This window comes from Sphingomonas sp. RB1R13 (assembly GCF_036663775.1).
In the GTDB taxonomy this organism is placed as follows: Bacteria; Pseudomonadota; Alphaproteobacteria; order Sphingomonadales; family Sphingomonadaceae; genus Sphingomicrobium.
The window spans coordinates 502,696-521,541 of the sequence record NZ_JAXOJM010000001.1; the positions used below are offsets into that span (position 1 = coordinate 502,696).

Annotated in this window: 21 protein-coding genes; 11 read left to right on the forward strand and 10 right to left on the reverse strand. The window is 66.1% G+C overall.

Annotated features, from left to right (window positions below):
* Positions 1-3 precede the first annotated feature (3 nt).
* Entirely contained in the window at positions 4-681 is a 678-nt protein-coding gene (locus U1700_RS02395; RefSeq protein WP_332749807.1) for an MOSC domain-containing protein, read from the reverse strand.
* A 49-nt stretch (positions 682-730) separates the two neighbouring features.
* Positions 731-1,408: a murein L,D-transpeptidase catalytic domain family protein gene (locus U1700_RS02400; protein ID WP_332749810.1), complete on the reverse strand. Its 678-nt coding sequence runs from the start codon at positions 1,406-1,408 to the stop codon at positions 731-733.
* A gap of 347 nt (positions 1,409-1,755) precedes the next feature.
* On the opposite strand from U1700_RS02400, the gene rpsU reads away from it, so the two are divergent.
* Together rpsU and U1700_RS02410 are read left to right on the forward strand one after the other, a co-directional pair.
* Complete coding sequence (rpsU, locus tag U1700_RS02405) at positions 1,756-1,962, forward strand: 30S ribosomal protein S21 (protein ID WP_332749812.1); 207 nt, start codon at positions 1,756-1,758, stop codon at positions 1,960-1,962.
* Between the two features lie 27 nt (positions 1,963-1,989).
* Positions 1,990-2,553 (forward strand): FKBP-type peptidyl-prolyl cis-trans isomerase, encoded by a 564-nt coding sequence (locus U1700_RS02410; RefSeq protein ID WP_332749813.1) that lies wholly within the window; start codon positions 1,990-1,992, stop codon positions 2,551-2,553.
* Here U1700_RS02410 and U1700_RS02415 read toward each other — a convergent pair whose 3' ends face one another.
* The 6 genes from U1700_RS02415 to pyrE all read right to left on the reverse strand — a co-directional run bounded on the left by U1700_RS02415 (position 2,554) and on the right by pyrE (position 7,360).
* Positions 2,554-3,618: an AI-2E family transporter gene (locus U1700_RS02415; RefSeq protein ID WP_332749815.1), complete on the reverse strand. Its 1,065-nt coding sequence runs from the start codon at positions 3,616-3,618 to the stop codon at positions 2,554-2,556.
* A gap of 21 nt (positions 3,619-3,639) precedes the next feature.
* Positions 3,640-4,542 carry a signal peptidase I gene (gene lepB, locus U1700_RS02420; protein ID WP_332749816.1) on the reverse strand — a complete coding sequence of 301 codons (903 nt, stop codon included), beginning with the start codon at positions 4,540-4,542 and terminating at the stop codon, positions 3,640-3,642.
* Positions 4,542-4,949, reverse strand: a complete 408-nt coding sequence (gene acpS, locus U1700_RS02425; protein ID WP_332749817.1) for a holo-ACP synthase — start codon at positions 4,947-4,949, stop codon at positions 4,542-4,544. Before acpS ends, lepB begins: the two co-directional genes overlap by 1 nt.
* 139 nt (positions 4,950-5,088) lie before the next feature.
* Positions 5,089-5,829 carry a pyridoxine 5'-phosphate synthase gene (locus U1700_RS02430; protein ID WP_332749819.1) on the reverse strand — a complete coding sequence of 247 codons (741 nt, stop codon included), beginning with the start codon at positions 5,827-5,829 and terminating at the stop codon, positions 5,089-5,091.
* Positions 5,826-6,785 (reverse strand): serine hydrolase domain-containing protein, encoded by a 960-nt coding sequence (locus U1700_RS02435; protein ID WP_332749821.1) that lies wholly within the window; start codon positions 6,783-6,785, stop codon positions 5,826-5,828. Before U1700_RS02435 ends, U1700_RS02430 begins: the two co-directional genes overlap by 4 nt.
* Complete coding sequence (gene pyrE, locus U1700_RS02440; RefSeq protein ID WP_332749822.1) at positions 6,782-7,360, reverse strand: orotate phosphoribosyltransferase; 579 nt, start codon at positions 7,358-7,360, stop codon at positions 6,782-6,784. The genes U1700_RS02435 and pyrE overlap by 4 nt, the downstream gene beginning before the upstream one ends.
* 186 nt (positions 7,361-7,546) lie before the next feature.
* Between pyrE and coxB the strand changes: the two genes are divergently transcribed.
* The 3 genes from coxB (at position 7,547) to U1700_RS02455 (ending at position 10,992) form a co-directional block, all read left to right on the forward strand.
* Complete coding sequence (gene coxB, locus U1700_RS02445; RefSeq protein ID WP_332749824.1) at positions 7,547-8,668, forward strand: cytochrome c oxidase subunit II; 1,122 nt, start codon at positions 7,547-7,549, stop codon at positions 8,666-8,668.
* A gap of 11 nt (positions 8,669-8,679) precedes the next feature.
* Entirely contained in the window at positions 8,680-10,371 is a 1,692-nt protein-coding gene (ctaD, locus tag U1700_RS02450; protein WP_332749826.1) for a cytochrome c oxidase subunit I, read from the forward strand.
* Positions 10,372-10,665: 294 nt separating this feature from the next.
* Positions 10,666-10,992: an excalibur calcium-binding domain-containing protein gene (locus U1700_RS02455; protein ID WP_332749827.1), complete on the forward strand. Its 327-nt coding sequence runs from the start codon at positions 10,666-10,668 to the stop codon at positions 10,990-10,992.
* Between the two features lie 6 nt (positions 10,993-10,998).
* Here the strand turns inward: U1700_RS02455 and U1700_RS02460 are convergent, their stop codons facing one another.
* Positions 10,999-11,622, reverse strand: coding sequence for a peptidylprolyl isomerase (locus U1700_RS02460; RefSeq protein WP_332749828.1), 624 nt, complete (start codon positions 11,620-11,622; stop codon positions 10,999-11,001).
* 136 nt (positions 11,623-11,758) lie between these two features.
* On the opposite strand from U1700_RS02460, the gene uvrA reads away from it, so the two are divergent.
* The 3 genes from uvrA (at position 11,759) to U1700_RS02475 (ending at position 15,552) form a co-directional block, all read left to right on the forward strand.
* A complete protein-coding gene (uvrA, locus tag U1700_RS02465) occupies positions 11,759-14,713 on the forward strand; it encodes an excinuclease ABC subunit UvrA (protein WP_332749829.1) in 2,955 nt (984 codons plus the stop codon).
* A 148-nt stretch (positions 14,714-14,861) separates the two neighbouring features.
* Positions 14,862-15,302 carry an EF-hand domain-containing protein gene (locus U1700_RS02470; RefSeq protein ID WP_332749830.1) on the forward strand — a complete coding sequence of 147 codons (441 nt, stop codon included), beginning with the start codon at positions 14,862-14,864 and terminating at the stop codon, positions 15,300-15,302.
* A gap of 19 nt (positions 15,303-15,321) precedes the next feature.
* Entirely contained in the window at positions 15,322-15,552 is a 231-nt protein-coding gene (locus U1700_RS02475; protein ID WP_332749832.1) for a BrnA antitoxin family protein, read from the forward strand.
* Between the two features lie 38 nt (positions 15,553-15,590).
* On the opposite strand, the gene U1700_RS02480 is transcribed toward U1700_RS02475, so the two are convergent.
* The gene (locus U1700_RS02480) at positions 15,591-16,334 is read right to left on the reverse strand and encodes a hypothetical protein (protein ID WP_332749834.1); all 744 of its coding nucleotides are present in this window, start codon (positions 16,332-16,334) and stop codon (positions 15,591-15,593) included.
* A 192-nt stretch (positions 16,335-16,526) separates the two neighbouring features.
* Between U1700_RS02480 and U1700_RS02485 the strand changes: the two genes are divergently transcribed.
* The 3 genes from U1700_RS02485 (at position 16,527) to mmsB (ending at position 18,821) form a co-directional block, all read left to right on the forward strand.
* Positions 16,527-16,835, forward strand: a complete 309-nt coding sequence (locus U1700_RS02485; protein ID WP_332749836.1) for a hypothetical protein — start codon at positions 16,527-16,529, stop codon at positions 16,833-16,835.
* Between the two features lie 138 nt (positions 16,836-16,973).
* Positions 16,974-17,468, forward strand: a complete 495-nt coding sequence (locus U1700_RS02490) for a hypothetical protein (protein ID WP_332749837.1) — start codon at positions 16,974-16,976, stop codon at positions 17,466-17,468.
* A gap of 438 nt (positions 17,469-17,906) precedes the next feature.
* Positions 17,907-18,821, forward strand: a complete 915-nt coding sequence (gene mmsB / locus U1700_RS02495) for a 3-hydroxyisobutyrate dehydrogenase (protein ID WP_332749839.1) — start codon at positions 17,907-17,909, stop codon at positions 18,819-18,821.
* Positions 18,822-18,846: the final 25 nt, after the last annotated feature.

Sequence of the window (18,846 nt, forward strand, 5' to 3'; positions counted from 1 at the left end):
TTCCTACCGGCGCCGCGCGGACCCCGCCAGCCCCCGCGCCCGCTGCCGCCACTCCTGGGCCAGCAGCGGATGCCCGGCCAACTCGGCCAGCGCCTCCGCCTCGCCACGATGCTTGCCCCCGATCAGCAGACCAAACAGGCGCGCCACGGGCCACTCGGGGCACGGCCGATCCTCCAGCACCAGCGCATCCCCCGCCGCCACCGCCCCCTCCTCGATCACTCGATAATACCAGCCCGTCCGCCCGCTCGCGACCATCAGCGCAACCATCCTCGGCACGCCCAGATAATGCGCTTGCTTCCAGCATGGCTGCCGCCCCTGCGCGACCTCGACCAGCGCGCTGCCCATCCGGTAGCGGTCGCCAAGGCACACCGCCTCCTCCGTCATCCCCGTCGTCGAGATATTTTCCCCGAACGCCCCCGCTTGCCGAAGCAGCGCATGGTCGCCAATCAGGGTTGCCCAGCCGGCATAATGATCGCGCGGATAATGGTGGATCGCCTTGTCGCGCCCGCCGTGGACAGTGAGATCGGCTTGCGCATCGCCCTCGATCCCGAGCAGGCCGACCCGCCGCGACCCCGTCACCGCGCGCTTGGCGATTGCACTGTCACCGCGCCCCGGCGCAAAGTCGGGGTCGATCATACCGGTCAGCAGGGCGTCGATCAGGAACGGGATGTTGCGCAGCATCGGGACAATCTAGCCCGGCTGCGACCTCACGCCACCATAATGTGCAAAACTACGCCAGCTTCTCGGCGTAGATCATCCGCCCGCCCGCCAGCCGGCTCATCACCTGGTGCTGGCTGGTCTTGCTGAACGCGAAACAGCCTTCCGAGCGGCCCAGCTTTCCGAAATCGCGAGCGACCTCGTCCTCGGCGTACCAGGCATTGTGAATCACGATCGCCCGGCTCTCGGCATTATTGTTCGACCAGTCGAGCCCGCGGACCTTCATCGAGGTGCCATATTTGCCCTCGTAATAATCGGCGGTGACATAGGCCCCGTTCGAGCTCGCCTCCGACCCGAAGCTGTTCGAGAAACGCTCAAGATAGCCCGAATGATCGGGGTCCGATCCGCGACCATGCGCCACGCGATGGCTGTCGACCGTACCGTTGAACAGGTCGACCAGGTGAAAGCGCGGGTCGGCCGAGGGTGACGAGAAGTCGACCACGCCGATGACGTCGCGGCGCGCGATCCACGGGCGCGAATCGAGCGCGGCCTTGGCCTTGGCAAACAGCTTGGGATTGATCCCGATCGGCGAAACCGGCGACGCGGTCAGCGGCGACAGCGGATCGGCCTTGGGCAGCGGCACATTGAACACCAGCGACGGAAGGCCGACACTGCTTGCCGCCGATGAAAGCAGCAAGCCGCCCGCACCCACTGCACCCAGTCGCAACATTTCACGCCGATTCAATGACATATTCGCCCTCCGGTGAGCGTCTCTAATAGCATGGAAAAGATTAAGCGCCGATAACCGGGCGCCCCGTTTCGGCGGGTTCGTCGCGCTACACCCACGATTCGTCGCGATCGAAGGATCGAAATGAACGCGGTTCCCGATTCGCATCGGCCGTGCGCTAACCCCTTCCCAGCCTTGAACATGCCATCCGACACTGCTAGGGGCGCGCGTCCATCGAGGGGCTTTGCTCCCGGTGATCAATGTTCATGGGCATCGCCATTTGCTCTCCGCACGGCGCGGGGCGAGATGGTGTTGCTGCCCGGCGCCTCGACTGATTCGAGGCGGCGGGTTCAAGGAGTGAAGCGGCTTTTATGCAAATCATCGTTCGCGACAATAATGTCGACCAGGCGCTGCGTGCGCTCAAGAAGAAGCTGCAGCGCGAAGGCGTTTACCGCGAGATGAAGCTTCGTCGTCATTACGAGAAGCCGTCGGAGCGCCGTGCTCGTGAACGCGCCGCCGCGATCCGTCGCGCCCGCAAGCTCGAGCGCAAGCGCGCCGAGCGTGAAGGCGTCAAGTAAGCCTCTCCTGAACTGAGGCTCGCTCTCATGTCGACCGTCACCGCCGTCCCGATCCAGCCGCTTAAGCGCGGCAGCCTTGCCAAGCTGTTGCTCGGCATTGGCCTGCTCGTCGCCGCCGGCTTGCTGCTGGCCTGGGCCGGCGCTGGACGGATGCGCGGCAGCGACGTCGGCGAGGGCCTGATCGTCCGCACCGTTCGCCCCGGCCACGGCCCCAAGGTCACGATGAACGACGGCGTCATGGTCAACTATACCGGGCGCCTGACCGACGGTACGACCTTCGACAGCAATAGCGGGCGCGAGCCCGTGCCGATGCTTCCCGGGCAGGTCATCCCCGGCTTCGGCAAGGCGCTGACCGAAATGCAGAAGGGCGGCAAATACCGCATCCGCATCCCCGGCAAGTTGGCCTATGGCGCCACCCCGCCGCGCGGCGCCCCGATCCCCCCCAACGCCGACCTTGATTTCGATGTCGAGATCGTCGAGCTCGTTCCCAACGCCGCGCAGATGGCCGCCCAGCAGGCCCAGCAGCAGGCGCAGATGCAACAAATGCAGCAGGGCGCCGGCGAACAGCCCGCCCCCGAGCCGACGCGCTAATTACTCCACGACTTCCCCGGCTCGCATCCGGCTCAGTTCCTCCAGTGTTACCTTGAGCCCCGCCAGCACCGGGTCGGCCAGCAGCAGCCCCAGAATCCCGAACAGCGCCCCCATGATCAGCTGCGCCGCCAGCACCAGCGCCGGGGCCAGGTCAACCGTCCGCCGCGCGATGTACGGCACTACCAGATAGCCATCGACATGCTGCACGAAGAAATAGACGAACAGCGCCCACAGCCCCTCGCCGTTGCCCGCGCTGAACCCGACCGCGACCATCAGCACGCCCGACACGATCGCGCCAATGTTGGGCAGGAAGGCCAGCAAGCCCGTGATCAGCCCGAGCAGCGCCGCCATCGGCACCCCGCCGAGCGACAACATGACGAAGGTGAACACCCCTTCGAACGCCATCCCCACCAGCCGTCCCGACAGCAATCGCCGAAGCGTCGCCCCGACCCGGCTTGAAATCACATAGAAGGGCTGGCGGTGGCGCAGCGGCAGCATCCACGCGACACCGCGGTCGTACAGCCGCGGCTCGACCGCGATGAAAATGCCGATGACGATGATCAGGATCGCGCTCGTCACCGCCCCCAATGCCGTCCCGACTGCACTCGTCAGCCGCCCCACCGACCCCGCAATCTGCGCGCCAACGTCGAAACGTTCGCCCTTGGGCAGCAGCCCCATCCCGCTCGCCCAACCCATCAGCCGCTCGACCTGGAACGCGACCACGCTGCGCAACGCCTCGGCCTGCGCCGCCAGCGTCGTGCCCGCGAACCAGCCGACCCAGCCGATGAACGCCACTGCGCTCAGGATCACGATCGTCAGCCGCCACCCGCGCCGTATCGGCAGCACGCGCCCGAGCAACCGCGTGCCCCCGTCGAGCAACACCGAAAACACCAGCCCGCCGACGATCAGCATCAGCGGCTGGGCCAGCGTGATCACCCCGACGACCAGCAGGGCCATTGAAATCCACACCGTCGCGCGCTTGATCTCGGTGTGGGTGACCGGGTCGCGGAAGTCGGCCGGCCCCGGTTTTTCTACGTGCGGCGTTAAAGGGGGCTCGACGACCACCCGGTCCCCCTCTTGCCCCACCTAGCCGCGGCTCGCGCGCAGGCTGTGCCCGGCGCGTCCCGATCGCAGCGACTGGAACCAGCTGATCGGGTTATACCAGCTCGCCGACCCGTCGAGCGAGAAGGTCAGGAATTCCGCCCGCCCGCCGATATTCTCCCACGGCACCGGCCCGCCAAGCCCATCATCGGCCAGGCTGAAGCGGCTGTCGGCGCTGCGGTCGCGATTGTCGCCCATCAGGAAGACATGGTCGGCGGGGACCGTCACCGGGCCATATTCGTCGCCGGGACTCTGGCCAAGCTCGACCGTGTCATAGCTCGGCCCGTTCGGAAGCGTCTCGCGGACGATCGGCAGCCGGCAATATTGGCGCCCGTCCCCGGCCTCGACCAGATTTCCCTGGAACTGGGTCGGCGCGCATGGCGCATTATCGTCGATCGCGATCATCGCCGCCGGGCGGACCTCGGCCTTGACGGGCACATTGTTCAGGATCAGCCGCCCGCCGCGCACTTCGATCGTGTCGCCGGGAAGCCCGATCACGCGCTTGATATAATCGTCGCTCCGCCCCGGCGGGGTGACAATCACCACATCGCCGCGCTCGGGCATCTTGCCGAATAATCGCCCGCTCCAGTGCGGAAACACGTGGAAGCTGGCCGACACCCACGACCAGCCATAGGGATATTTGCTGACCACCAGCCGGTCACCCTTGAGCAGCCCCGGCATCATCGATTCCGACGGGATGTAAAATGGCTTGGCGATGAAGCTGTGCACCGCCAGCACCGCCAGCAGCACCCAGAAGATGCCCTTGATCTCGCGCCACACCGCGCTGCCCTCGGGCTTGGCGTCTGGTTTAACCGCATTCGATTCAGGCGGCACTTCTGGCCCCGCTTCGGGCGTCGCCTCGGACGGGATATCGACGCTGTCGCTCATCAGGACTCCAGTTTTCGCGCGTATAAAATAACGAACGCCTGCGCCCAGGGATGATCGTCGGTCATCGTCAAATGGACATCGATGGCGTGCCCCGGCGGGGTCAACGCGTCAAGCCGCGCGCGGGCCCCACCGGTCAGCGCCAGCGTCGGCGCGCCCGACGGTGCGTTCACCACGCCGATGTCCTTCATATACACCCCGCGCTTGAACCCCGTCCCGACCGCTTTCGAAAAAGCCTCCTTGGCGGCAAAGCGCTTGGCCAGCGTCCCCGCCCGCGTAAACGGCCGCCGCTCGGCCTTGGCGCGCTCGACGGGAGTGAACACCCGATTGAGAAACCGCTCCCCGAACCGGTCGAGCGAAGACTGGATCCGCTCGATATTGCACAGGTCCGACCCGATGCCGACAATCATAAATCCCTCTCCCGCTGGGAGAGGGAAGGGGCCCGCGCCAACGGCGTGGGAAGGGTGAGGGTGACCAAGCGACGATCGTCACCCTCACCTTCCCACCGCTGCGCGGCGGGCCCCTTCCTCTCCCAGGGGGAGAGGATCTTCACCGCGCCCCGTCCATCAGCGCCCGCATCCGCGCGACACTCGCCTCCAGCCCGGTAAAAATCGCCTCGCCGATCAGGAAATGTCCGATATTCAGCTCGGCCACCTGCGGGATCGCCGCCACCGGCACGACATTGTCGAAGGTCAGTCCATGCCCGGCATGCGCCTCGATCCCGTTTTTCGCGGCCAGCGCCACGGCGTCAGTAATCCGGCGCAACTCGGCCACGGCATCCTCTCCCGGAACGTCTGCGAAAAGACTGGCAAAGCGCCCGGTATGAAACTCGACCACCGGCACGCCCAGGCGCAAGGCCGCATCGACCTGCCGCTCGCTGGGCTCGATGAACAGGCTGACCCTGATCCCCGCCGCCCCCAACTGGTCGACGATCGGCACCAGCGCGTCAAACTGCCCGGCGGCGTCGAGTCCGCCCTCGGTCGTCCGCTCCTCGCGCTTTTCGGGAACGATGCACGCCGCATGCGGCTGATGAGCAAGCGCGATCCGCAGCATCTCCTGTGTCGCCGCCATCTCCAAATTGAGCGGCAGCGAAATTCCCTTCATCAGCCGGTCGATATCGCCATCGGTGATATGCCGCCGGTCCTCGCGCAGATGCGCCGTGATCCCGTCCGCCCCCGCCCGCTCGGCCGCCTGCGCCGCACGCAGCGGATCGGGATGCTCGCCCCCGCGCGCATTCCTGATCGTCGCGACATGGTCGATATTGACCCCCAGGCGAAGCTTGCCGGTCATGAGCACGCCACCGCCGACAGCAGGTCATAGGCAAAGCCCTTGCCCTGCCAGATTTCGCCGATCGCGAAATCGTCGGGCCCGCGATTGGTGAACACCACCACCGCCAGATCGTCGTCAGGCAGGATATAGTTGCGCGTCTGCACCCCGCCGATCTCGCCATCGCGCTGGACGATCCGCTTGGGGGATGCGCAACCATTGACCTGGCCCGGAAACACCCACTGGCCCAGCGCCTGGTAACTCCGCCCACCCTCCGGCTTCCACAATTCGGCCCGAGCGGCGGGCGACAGCAGCTTGCCGGTCATCAACTTGCGGTCGAAATTGAAGACCGCGCGGGCGCTGCCCATCAGCCCGCCCGCCGCACCAAAACTCGCGAGCTCATAATGCGGCTCGGGCTTGCCCGCGACAAATCCCGCAACCCCCATCTCCCCGCCACGCGCCATCCGCATCCCGGCGGGCCACTCAAGCATTCCTTCAAAGGCGAAGTCAGCGACCAGATAGTCGCAATTATTGTAACTGAACTCGCTCCCCGGTTTCGCAAGCTTCGATAAACAAAAACCATAATCCGGCGGCGTCTGTCGATAGAAGGCGGGCACCCCATCTGCACCTGCCGGCGTCGTGTCTGGGTTTGCCAAGCCACTGTGATGAGTCAACAATTGCCGTAGTGTAAGATTCGGCGCTGGCGGGATCATCGGCTTGTCGAGGTCGGTGGCGTGAGTGCGCAATAGCAGTGTCGCCGTTACTTGCTTGGTGATCGACGCCAGTCGCCACGTCGCACCCGCACGATGCCGACGCCCCCCCGCGATGGGGGCCACCGTCCCATAGCCCCGGTCGAGGATGACCCGGTCCCCCCGCCCGACCAATATCTCCCCGGCGAAGCCAGCCTTGGCGGCGACCTCTGCGACCCGCGCCGGGACGCTCGCACCAGCGATGGCGAGCGTGAATGCGAGCACGATCACGCTGCGCGGCTCCCCGGCTTCACCGCAGGCAACGCCGACAGTGACGGCGGCAGATCATCCGCCGCGAACGTCGGCACGTCGAGCGCGACCAGCGCCACATAGGGCACCCCCAGCTCGACCGCTCCCCCCGACCGGTCGACCAGGCTCGCCGCCGCCACGACCACTCCCCCCGCCGCCCCGATCGCCTTTATCGCTTCCTTCGACGACAGCCCGGTGGTGACCACATCCTCAACCATCAGCACCCGCGCCCCCGCCTGCAGCGCAAACCCGCGGCGCAAGTGGAACTCGCCATCGGGCCGTTCGACGAACATCGCCGGCACGCCCAGCGCGCGGCCCATCTCGTGGCCGATGATCACGCCCCCCATCGCCGGCGACACCACGACGTCGATCTGCCCCCGCAGCGCCCCCAACTTCTCGGCCAGCGCCGTCGCCAACCGCTCGGCCCGCCTGGCGTCCATCAACACTCGCGCGCACTGCAGGTAACGTGGGCTGTGCAGCCCCGACGACAGGATGAAATGCCCCTCGAGCAGCGCGCCCGCAGCGCGAAATTCGCCCAGCACTTCATTCTCGGTCATTAACCCGTCCCCGCCAAACTTTCGCAAGCGCCTTACGGCCCGCGCCCGCGCCCTTCAACACCCCGTCCCAAAAGCCTGCAAAAGAGGCTGGCACAGTTGCTTGAGCCGGTCTAAGGGGCCGCCTACAAAGCCGCCGATTTCTTTTAGGGTCCGCCGCACCGTGCGGGCTTCTGCCACGCCGGAGTGATGATGAAGATTCTGGGTTTCGTGATTGCGCTTGCTGCCGCCGGGCTTAGCCCGCTTGCCGCGCAAACTACCGCTGCAACCGCCCCTGCCGTAACGGCAACCGGGACGCCGACCACTGTTGCCGCCACCAAACCTGACGCCGCTCCTGCCTCTTCAGTGAAACCTGCCGCGCCCGCCGAAGTCGTCCCGACTCCGGGAATCGGCATGCCCGACGGTCGCATGGGTCTTCAGGACCAGGTCACCCCGATCGGCAATGAAGCCGCCAATTTCCACAATCACTGGCTCGTGCCGCTATGCTTTGCGATCAGCATCGTCGTGCTGCTGCTGCTCGCCTACGCGATCTTCAAGTTCCGCCGCGGCAAGAATCCGGTGCCGTCGCGCAACTCGCACAACACTTTCCTCGAAGTCGCCTGGACGGTCATTCCGGTGTTCATCCTGGTCGCGATCGCGATCCCCTCGATCCGGTTGTTGAGCCATCAATATTCGCCGCCCAAGGCCGATGTGACGATCAAGGTCATCGGCAACCAATGGTATTGGAGCTACCAGTACCCCGACAATGGCGGGTTCGAGATTACCTCGAACATGCTCAAGGAGGCCAAGGACGTGAAGCCCGGCGAGCGCGCCCGGACCGACGCCGATGGCCCGCCGATGCTCGCCGTCGACGAGCGGATCGTCATCCCCGTCGGGCGCGTGGTGAAGTTCATCGTCACCGGCGCCGACGTCATCCACTCGTTCGCAGTCCCCGCTTTCTGGACCAAGATGGACGCCGTTCCCGGCCGCCTCAACGAGACGTGGGTCAAGGTCGATCGCCCCGGCGTCTATTTCGGCCAGTGCAGCGAACTGTGCGGCGCGCGCCACGGCTATATGCCGATCGCGGTCGAGGTTGTCAGCGACGCCGACTATGCCAAATGGATCGCGTCGAAGGGCGGCACCATGCCCACGGCGGCCAAACCTGCCACCGGCCCCGACGCCACCGCGGTCTCGCCGCTGTCGCCCGGCGGCACGCCCCCGGCCGCCGCTCCGCAAGTCGCCAGCGCCACGCCGATCCCGGCGGCAACCGCACCGACTTCCAAGCCCGTCACCACCGCGCCCACGCAGGGCGCGACCAACAATATTCGCTAGGTCCCAGTCCCATGAGCACCATCGCCCCCACCGTCGACGGAGCAGCCCTCCCGCTGACCGCGCATGACGACCATGCGCACGACCATCACGACGCCGATCACAAGCCGGCCTTCTTCGCCCGCTGGTTCATGTCGACCAACCACAAGGACATCGGCACCCTCTACCTGATCTTCGCGATCGTCGCGGGGATCATCGGCGGCGCTATTTCGGGCATCATGCGCGCCGAGCTGATGCATCCCGGCATCCAGATCCTCAACCAGGCGTGGCCGCTCGGCTCGGGCACCACCAACTTCGACGAGGCGCTCCACCACTGGAACGTGCTGATCACCGCCCACGGCCTGATCATGGTGTTCTTCATGGTCATGCCGGCGATGATCGGCGGCTTCGGCAACTGGTTCGTGCCGCTGATGATCGGCGCGCCCGACATGGCCTTCCCGCGGATGAACAATATCAGCTTCTGGCTGCTCGTCCCGGCCTTCATCCTCCTGCTCGGGTCCAGCTTCGTCTCGGGCGGCACCGGGCTCGGCGCCGGCACCGGCTGGACGGTCTATGCCCCGCTCTCGACCTCAGGCTCGGTCGGCCCCTCGGTCGACATGGCGATCTTCGCGCTTCACCTTGCGGGCGCCAGCTCGATCCTCGGCGCGATCAACTTCATCACCACCATCTTCAACATGCGCGCGCCGGGGATGACCCTGCACAAGATGCCGCTGTTCGTGTGGTCGGTGCTGGTTACCGCCTTCCTGCTGCTGCTCGCGCTTCCGGTCCTGGCCGGCGCGATCACCATGCTGCTGACCGACCGCAACTTCGGCACCGCCTTCTTCGATGCGGCCGGCGGCGGCAATCCGATCCTCTACCAGCACCTGTTCTGGTTCTTTGGCCACCCCGAGGTCTACATCATGATCCTGCCGGGCTTCGGCATGGTCAGCCAGGTCATCGCGACGTTCAGCCGAAAGCCCGTCTTCGGCTATCTCGGCATGGCCTACGCCATGGTCGCGATCGGGGTCGTCGGGTTCGTCGTGTGGGCGCATCACATGTTCACCACCGGATTGGACGTGAACACCAAGATGTACTTCACCGCCGCGACGATGATCATCGCGGTCCCCACCGGCGTGAAGATCTTCAGCTGGATCGCCACCATGTGGGGCGGTTCGATCAGCTTCGAAACCCCGATGCTGTTCGCGATCGGCTTCATCTTCCTGTTCACCGTCGGCGGCGTGACCGGGGTCGTCCTGTCCAACGGCGGGGTCGATACCTACATGCAGGACACCTATTACGTGGTCGCGCACTTCCATTATGTGCTCAGCCTCGGGGCGGTGTTCACCCTCTTCTCGGGCTTCTATTACTGGTTCCCCAAGATGAGCGGCAAGATGCTCAACGAGCCCCTTGGCAAGCTGCACTTCTTCCTGATGTTCGTCGGCGTGAACATCATCTTCTTCCCGCAGCATTTCCTCGGCCTTGACGGCATGCCGCGCCGCATCCCTGACTACACTCCGGCGTTCGAGAAGTGGAACGTGGTGTCGACCTACGGCTACATGGTCACGGTCGCGGGCATGGCGGTGTTCTTTGTCAACCTGTTCTGGTCCCTGGCCGCGGGCAAGAAGGCCGGCGACAACCCCTGGGGCGAAGGCGCGACAACGCTCGAGTGGACCCTGTCGAGCCCGCCGCCCTATCACCAGTTCGAAACCCTGCCGAAGATCAACTAGGTCTTGAGGCGCCGAGCAGAAGGCCCGGAATCGCAACGCGGTTCCGGGCCTTCTGTCGAAGAGCTGCCGAAAGCCGGCCGACCTGCGCGTAGCGACAGGATCGACGTCACGGGGTTTATCCCCGTGAGGGCGTGGCGTGGGTAGTCATCTGCTCCCCCGTCATTCCCGCGAAAGCGGGAACCGATCTCCCCAAGCCCACCGAAGCAACCCCCACCAGTTGGGTCCCCGCCTGTCCGGGGATGACAAAAGTGCGGGCACTTGCGGGTTGCGTCGCAATCATATTATCTTTTGATAATGAGCTTTCGAAAGCCATTCCGAGCTCAGCCTGTAAAGCTGGGGCCATATGCTCTGGCTGGAGAGGAGCAAAAACGCCGTTCGATCAGAAACAAAACGGTCGGCCTAATCGCTGGCCTTGCAATGGCCGTCTTCGTTGCTGGATTGGCGATCACGAACTGGAATTCAATCCGGCGGCTTTTGCCGACCTACTATCCCAGTTGCTCTTGGGCGCAAATGAATGGTGCCAAGTCGATCAAACGTGGCGAACCGGGTTACCGCGACGGCCTTGATGCCGATCAGGATGGCCTCGCGTGCGAGCCGTTGCCCAAATATCGGCTGCGCTAGCCCCCCTCACTTCACCCTCACCGCCCGCAAAATCTTCACCGCCGGCGCCAGCATCTGCCCCTTCATCGCCCCCACTCCCCTGGTCGGCGACACCGGCGCGTGGAAGATCTTGTCCGCCACATCCATCCCCTCGACCACGCTCCCGAACGCCGCGAAGCCCGGGTCGGCGACATCGTCGTCGAACCCCGGGATATCCTCGGTCAGGATGAAGAAGTCGCTCCGCGCGCTGCCCGGCTCGATCCGCGCCATCGAAATCGTGCCCCGCACATTCCTCAGCCCCGTAACTGACGTCGGCTCATGCGCGATCGGCTTGAACAGCAGCTTGGCATTGCTCGTGATCCCGGCCTGGATCAGCCCGCCCTTGTCATACGGCATCGCCCGGTAAAAACTCTGCCGGTCATAGCGTTTCGTGTCGACATAATGGAGGAAGTTGGCGACCGTGATCGGGGCATGGCCGCGGTCGAGCGCGATCACCATCCGCCCCTTCGACGTTACGATCGCAACCTTGACGATATCGGCCTTGGGGGCCGGGGCGGGCGCGACAGAAACGGGCGCCGCAACCTGCGCCACCCCCGCGCCATTCAGGGAAACAGCGGCCAGCGCCACGGCGACAAGGAATCGACACATCATTACAGCAAGCTAGCGCATCTTGTTCCAAGCGCAACCGCCGCCCGCGAGCGGTTGAACCGAAGCGCATCGCCCCTATCTCCAAACCCTCGCCCCCGCCCGCTTGCCCCATGCGAACAAATATGGAACAGTTCACTTCATGCTTACCCACATTTCCGTAAGGGGTGCCCGCGAGCACAACCTCAAGGGCGTCAACGTCGAAATCCCGCGCGATGCGCTGACGGTCATCACCGGTCTGTCGGGATCGGGCAAGTCCAGCCTCGCCTTCGACACCATCTATGCCGAGGGCCAGCGCCGCTACGTCGAATCGCTTTCGGCCTACGCCCGCCAGTTTCTCGAGATGATGCAGAAGCCCGACGTCGAGCATATCGACGGCCTCTCCCCCGCCATTTCGATCGAGCAGAAGACGACCAGCCGCAACCCGCGCTCGACCGTCGCCACGGTCACCGAAATCTACGACTATATGCGCCTGCTGTGGGCCCGCGTCGGGGTGCCCTATTCCCCCGCGACCGGCCTGCCCATATCGGCGCAGACCGTCAGCCAAATGGTCGATCGCACCATGACGCTGCCCGAAGGCTCGCGCCACTACCTCCTCGCTCCCGTCGTCCGCGGCCGCAAGGGCGAGTATCGTAAGGAACTCGCCGAATGGCAGCGCGCCGGCTTCACCCGCGTCCGCATCGACGGCGAATTTTACGACATCGAAGACGCCCCCGCGCTCGACAAGAAATACAAGCATGACATCGAAGTGGTGGTCGACCGCATCGCGATCCGCGATGGCATCCAGTCGCGGCTGGCCGACAGCTTCGAAACCGCGCTGAAGCTGGCCGAAGGTCTCGCCTTCCTCGACCCCGCCGACCCCAGCGACGCCCCCGAACAGGTCACCGCCTCGGGCATGAAGCTCGACTATGGCGCCCCCGGCCGGATCGTCTTTTCCGAGAAATTCGCCTGCCCCGTCTCGGGCTTCACCATCGCCGAGATCGAGCCCCGCCTGTTCTCCTTCAACGCTCCCCAGGGCGCCTGCCCCGCCTGTGACGGGCTCGGCATGAAGATGCTGTTCGACGAGGATCTGGTCGTCCCCAACCACACCCTCTCGATCGCCAAGGGCGCGGTCGTGCCGTGGGCCAAGTCCAACCCGCCCTCCCCCTATTACATGCAAGTGCTGGGCAGCCTCGCCCGCGCCTATGACTTCGACCTCGCCACCCCGTGGAACGAGCTGCCAGAGGCCGCGCAATACGCCGTCCTGCGCGGCACCGGGGGCAAGGCGATCACCCTGCGCTTCGTCGACGGACGCAAATCCTATGAGGTCAAGAAATCCTTCGAAGGCGTCATCGGCAACCTCGAGCGGCGCATGGCCTCGACCGAGTCCGCCTGGATGCGCGAGGAGCTCTCGCGTTACCAGGCCGCCCAGCCGTGCGAGACCTGCCACGGCGCCCGCCTCAAGCCCGAGGCCCTGTCGGTCAAGATCATCGGCGAGGATATCAGCCTCTCCGCCCGCCGCTCGGTGTCCGACGCCCTCGCCTGGTTCCGCGGCCTCGAGGAACAGCTCGGCCCCCAGCAGCGCGAGATCGCCCGCGCCATCCTCAAGGAGATCAACGAGCGCCTCGGCTTCCTCGACAATGTCGGGCTCGACTATCTCAATCTCGACCGAACCTCCGGCACCCTGTCGGGTGGCGAAAGCCAGCGCATCCGCCTTGCCAGCCAGATCGGCAGTGGCCTGTCGGGCGTCCTCTACGTCCTCGACGAGCCCTCGATCGGCCTCCACCAGAAAGACAATGACCGCCTTCTCGAAACCCTCCAGCGGCTCAAATCGCTCGGCAACACCGTCCTCGTCGTCGAGCATGACGAGGACAGCATCCGCTCGGCTGACCATATCATCGACATGGGCCCCGGCGCAGGGGTGCGCGGCGGCGAAGTCGTGTGCGCGGGCACGCTGGCCGATCTCATGGCCTGCGAGGGCAGCCTGACCGCCGACTATCTCTCGGGCCGCCGTTCGATCCCTCTCCCCGCCAAACGCCGCAAAGGCTCGGGCAAGAAGCTCACCGTCCACGGCGCCACCGCCAACAACCTTCGCAACGTCACCGCCTCGATCCCGCTCGGCACCTTCACCTGCATCACCGGCGTGTCGGGCTCGGGCAAGTCCAGCTTCACCATCGACACGCTCTACGCCGCCGCCGCCCGCGCTCTCAACGGCGCCCGCATCCTCGCCGGCAAGTTCGACCGGATCACCGGGCTCGAACATCTCGACAAGGTCATCGACATCGACCAGTCGCCGATCGGCCGCACCCCGCGCTCCAACCCCGCGACCTACACCGGCGCCTTCACCCAGATCCGCGATTGGTTCGCCGGCCTCCCCGAATCCCAGGCGCGCGGTTACAAGCCCGGCCGCTTTAGTTTCAACGTCAAGGGCGGCCGCTGCGAGGCGTGCACCGGCGACGGCCTGCTCAAGATCGAGATGCACTTCCTCCCCGACGTCTACGTCACCTGCGACGTCTGCCACGGCGAGCGATACAATCGCGAAACATTGGAGGTGAAGTTCAAGGGCAAGAGTATCGCCCAGGTACTCGACATGACCGTCGAGGATGCGGTCGACTTCTTCAAAGCGGTCCCCGGCATCCGCGACAAGATGGCGATGTTGCAGGAAGTCGGCCTCGGCTACGTCAAGGTCGGCCAGCAGGCGACCACGCTCAGCGGCGGCGAGGCCCAGCGCGTCAAGCTCGCCAAGGAACTGTCGCGTAGAGCCACCGGCCAGACCCTCTACATCCTCGACGAGCCGACCACCGGCCTCCATTTCGAAGACGTCCGCAAACTATTGGAAGTCCTCCACGCGCTGGTCGAGCAGGGCAACACCGTCGTCGTCATCGAACACAACCTCGACGTCATCAAGACCGCCGACTGGGTCATCGACCTCGGCCCCGACGGCGGCGTCAAAGGCGGCGACATCGTCGCGGTCGGAACCCCGGAGGCAATTGCGGCGGAGAAAAAGAGCGCAACGGGCTTCTACCTCAAGCCCCTCCTCGAAAAAGAACGCGTCGATATGCCCCTCGTCAAGCACGCCCCCAAACGCTCCAAGCAAGCGGCAACCCTCGACGTCTGAGGCCCGCCCCCGCGGTGGTCGTCTCGACCCCTCGCCCGCTCGCTCCATCGCCAGCAACCCCTCATTCATCGGCCCCAGCCCACGGTGGTTTGCGTCGAAGCCGCCCGCAATCCTTCGGCCGGTTCGACCCGCACCGAAGGAGCTCGCGATGTCGTTTCCGCCCCTCTCACTCATGGCTGCAGCCCTGCTTGCGGCCGCCGCCCCCGCGCTTGCCCACGCGCACGCCCGCGACGGCGCCACCCCGCCCGACATGACCCGCGCGCAAGCCCTTGAGCGCGCCGACAGCCTGTTCGCGCAGTTCGACGCCAATCACGACGGCCTCGTCACGCGCGAGGAAGCGCGCAGCGTCGGCGGGAAACTGCTCCTGCGCCGCGCCGCCCTCCACCGCGACGTCGCGCCCGGTATCGGGGGCCACACGCTCGACTATATGAAGCGCAGCTTCGCCACCGCCCAGTCCGTCACCCGGCCCCAGTTCGAAGCCGCCATGCTCGCCCATTTCGACGAAATGGACGTCAACCACGACGGCATCCTCACCGCCGCCGAGCGCGCCGACGCCTCCCGCCACGCCCCCAGGCCGGCCGAGGGCTAACGGGCGCAAGCCGAGTTTGGTGAGCAGCTGGGTGGATCCGGATAATGCGCCCGATTGGACCACCGAAATGCTCGACCGCGCCGAACTGCGCGTCGGCGGAATGGCCGCCCGCCGCGGCCGTCCGCCGGGTTCGGCCAAGGCGCAAGTCTCGCTCCGCCTAGATCAAGACGTCATCGCCGCCTTCCGCGCCCAGGGCCCCGGCTGGCAATCGCGAATGAACGAGGCGCTGAGGAAAGCGGCGGGGGTCTAGGGGGAGCAAGCTCCCCTCGACCCTCACCCCCTCAACCCTCACCCCCGCCCCTCACCCCCACTCACCAGACAAAATCGCGCCAGATACACATGATAGACCGCCCAACTCACGATCCCCGCGAATTTGGTGCCGTCCTCGGCGATCCGTCGCCAGTCGTCGAGTGCCATCCGCATCGGCTGGAACACGCCCGTCGAGTGGAGGTCGTCGACCGCCGGATTGCGCCCCGCCGACCACGCCGCCAGGTCGAGATGCAACCATGATCGCGCGGCATGGTCGAACCAGGCGGGATGCCCCTCCGCCAGGTCCGCGACCGAATCGATCGCCAGGCTCGTCGCCAGCAACGCCAGTCCGGTGACCAGCAACGCCGGGCCGACCCGGCGATGCAGCGCCCGCTCGCGCCACAGATACAGCGCCGACGCCACGACATAGAAAGGAAAGAAGATCTTCTCCCCGAACGTCTCGTGGAGCATCATCAGGTCGTCGAGGCATAGCACCGCCGACAGGACCCCGCCCACCACCAGCGCGCGCCGATAAGTCGCAACCGGGGTCACCGACGCCGCAATCAGGCAGGCCACCGCCGCCGTCCACCAGCCAACGAAACCAAGATCGGAAATCAGCCCGAGATAGGCCGGCTGCTCGGTAAAGGTCGACGGATCGCCCAATATCATGCGCGGCGGGATGCCCAGCCCGAACACCGGCCACAACACTACCGCCGCAGGCACCGCTATGCACGCGGCAATGACCGCCAGCCCCGGCCGCCGCCTGCGATCCTGCCCCGTCATCGGCCTCTCCTTCGCGGCGGTTTCGACCGCGCTTGCACCGCCATCTTCAGACCAGTGGCGCCCGCCCGGTCAACCCATATCTGTGGGCGCGGGCCTCACCGCGAGCCGGTCCCACCCCCTGCCGTCAATACCCATCTTTAAAACCCTTGCCCCCGCCCCGCCCCTCGACCACACTTCCGCGAGAGGTGCCTGATGCTCGCGACCCTGCTCCTGTTGCTTCAGGCGAGTGCCGGCTCGACCCCGCGCCATGACGCGCCGCCCGCAAACCTCGCCACGCTGACCACCGCCTGCCCCGCCGCCCCGACCGGCGAAATCATCGTCTGCGGGACCCGGCAGGCGGACCGCTATCGCCTCCCCCCGCTCGCCCCCGCCGACACGCCGCGGTTCGGCCCCGCCGAGTTCGGCATCGCCGGCGCCCGCGTCGGGGTCGTGACCGAACAGGGCAGCATCGGCCCCATCCCCACCAACCGCGTCATGGCCCGCATCCGCATCCGATTCTGAGAGGGGAGTCTTCGTGCGCTCGCCTGTCGCTGCCGCTCGCTCGCGGGCTTCCCCTCGCGCGCAACACGCCTACACTGCCCCCCTGCCCGGCCGCGTATCTGGCTCCGTTCCATGGCCTCCCGTCAAAGGACCCGAGCGATGCCCATCGTCACCAAACCCACTCTTTGCACCATCACCCTCGCCGCCGCCGCGACCCTCGCCGCCACCTTCGCCGCCACCCCCGCCAGCGCCGCGCTCAACGCCTTTCTCAAGATCGGCGGCACCCCCGCCCCCACCACTTCCGCCGCCCGCTCCGGGCACAAGGACTGGATTGAGGTCTCGTCCTGGTCGTGGGGCACCAGCAACGGCCGCAAGGGGTGGGATGGCTCGATCAAGGGCCGCAAGGGCTGGGACGGCACCATCAAGGGCCGCGACGCGCCGCCTCCCGGCGCTGGCGAACTCAGGGTCAAGGTCCGCTTCCCGTGGACCGACTGCCGCGTCGGCGCCACCGTCCCCGACGCCACGCTCGACGATGCCGCCGCCAGCTATGCGTTCAGCAGCGTCGTCGTAACCCGCTGTGACCCCGACGCCGTCACGCTCAGCTACGCCAAGGTCACCGTACGCGGCTGGCACCCGGCGAAGAAGGAGGAATAGGGGCCGGTCCCGATAAAGCCGGACTCGATAAAATGCTGTCCTACAGCCACCCGCTTCTGCCATCGTCGTGAATGCGCCCGAGTCGGGCGGCGGCTGACATCATCCGGGGGAATGATCGTCATCATCGTATTGTTGAACGAGGTTTCGGCCAGTTTTCGAGTCAACCGTCGCATACTTGAACGCCCGCGGGCGACAGGCGAGCGAGCGGAAGCGACCGGCGAGCCAACGAAGACTCGCGAGCGGCAGCGACAGGCGAGCCAACAAAGACCCGCGAGCGGCAGCGACCGGCGAGCAAACAAAGACCCGCGAGCGGAAGCGACCGGCGAGCTAACAAAAACGCGTCATCACCGCGAACATGTGTGAACATTCGCCGCGACAGGGCTGGCGCCGCTCCCGCGTTCTTCGCTAGGGCGCTAGCCAGATCGGCAGGAGAGAGCAGTGGCACGCGTCGCATTCATCGGGCTTGGCAACATGGGCGGCGGGATGGCCGCGAACCTCGCGAAGGCCGGGCATGAGGTCCACGCCTTCGACCTCAGCAGCGACGCGATGGAGCGAGCCGCGGCCAAGGGCTGTACCCCCGCCGCCTCGCCGGCCGATGCGTTGGCAGGCGTCGAGGCGGTCGTCACTATGCTCCCCGCCGGGCGCCATGTTGCCGAAGTCTACCGCACCGCCGTACTTCTTTCCGCGCCGAAAAGCGCCATTTTGATGGACTGCTCGACGATCGACGTCGCCACTGCGAAGACCGTCGCGGGCGAGGCCGGTGCGGCCGGCTTCACGATGGTCGACGCCCCTGTGTCGGGCGGGATCGCCGCAGCCGATGCGGGCACGCTGACCTTCATGGTCGGCGGAACGGACGAGGGGTTCGCTGCCGCCCAGCCATTCCTCGACGTGATGGGCAAAACCGTGATCCACGCGGGCGATGCCGGCGCTGGACAGGCCGCCAAGATCTGCAACAACATGCTGCTCGGCGCGACCATGGCGGCGACGTGCGAGGCATTCGTGCTGGCACAAAAGCTCGGCCTCGACCTCCAGACATTCTACGATATTTCATCCAAGGCGTCTGGCCAGAGCTGGTCGATGACTAGCTATTGCCCGGTCCCCGGGGTCGGTCCCGAGACCCCCGCCGACCGTGACTATGAAGGCGGCTTCGCGACCGCGCTGATGCTCAAGGACATGAAGCTGGCGATGGAGGCGGCGCAATCGGTCGGTGCCTATGTCCCGATGGGCGGCGAGGCCGAGGAGCTGTACCAGCGCTTCGCCGACCGTGGCGGCGCGGGCAAGGATTTCTCGGCGCTGATCAAGATGATCGACGACAGCTGGCAGGTCCCGCCGGCGCCCGGCAATGCGAAGTAGGTTGAACGGCGAGCCCATCGCGCCC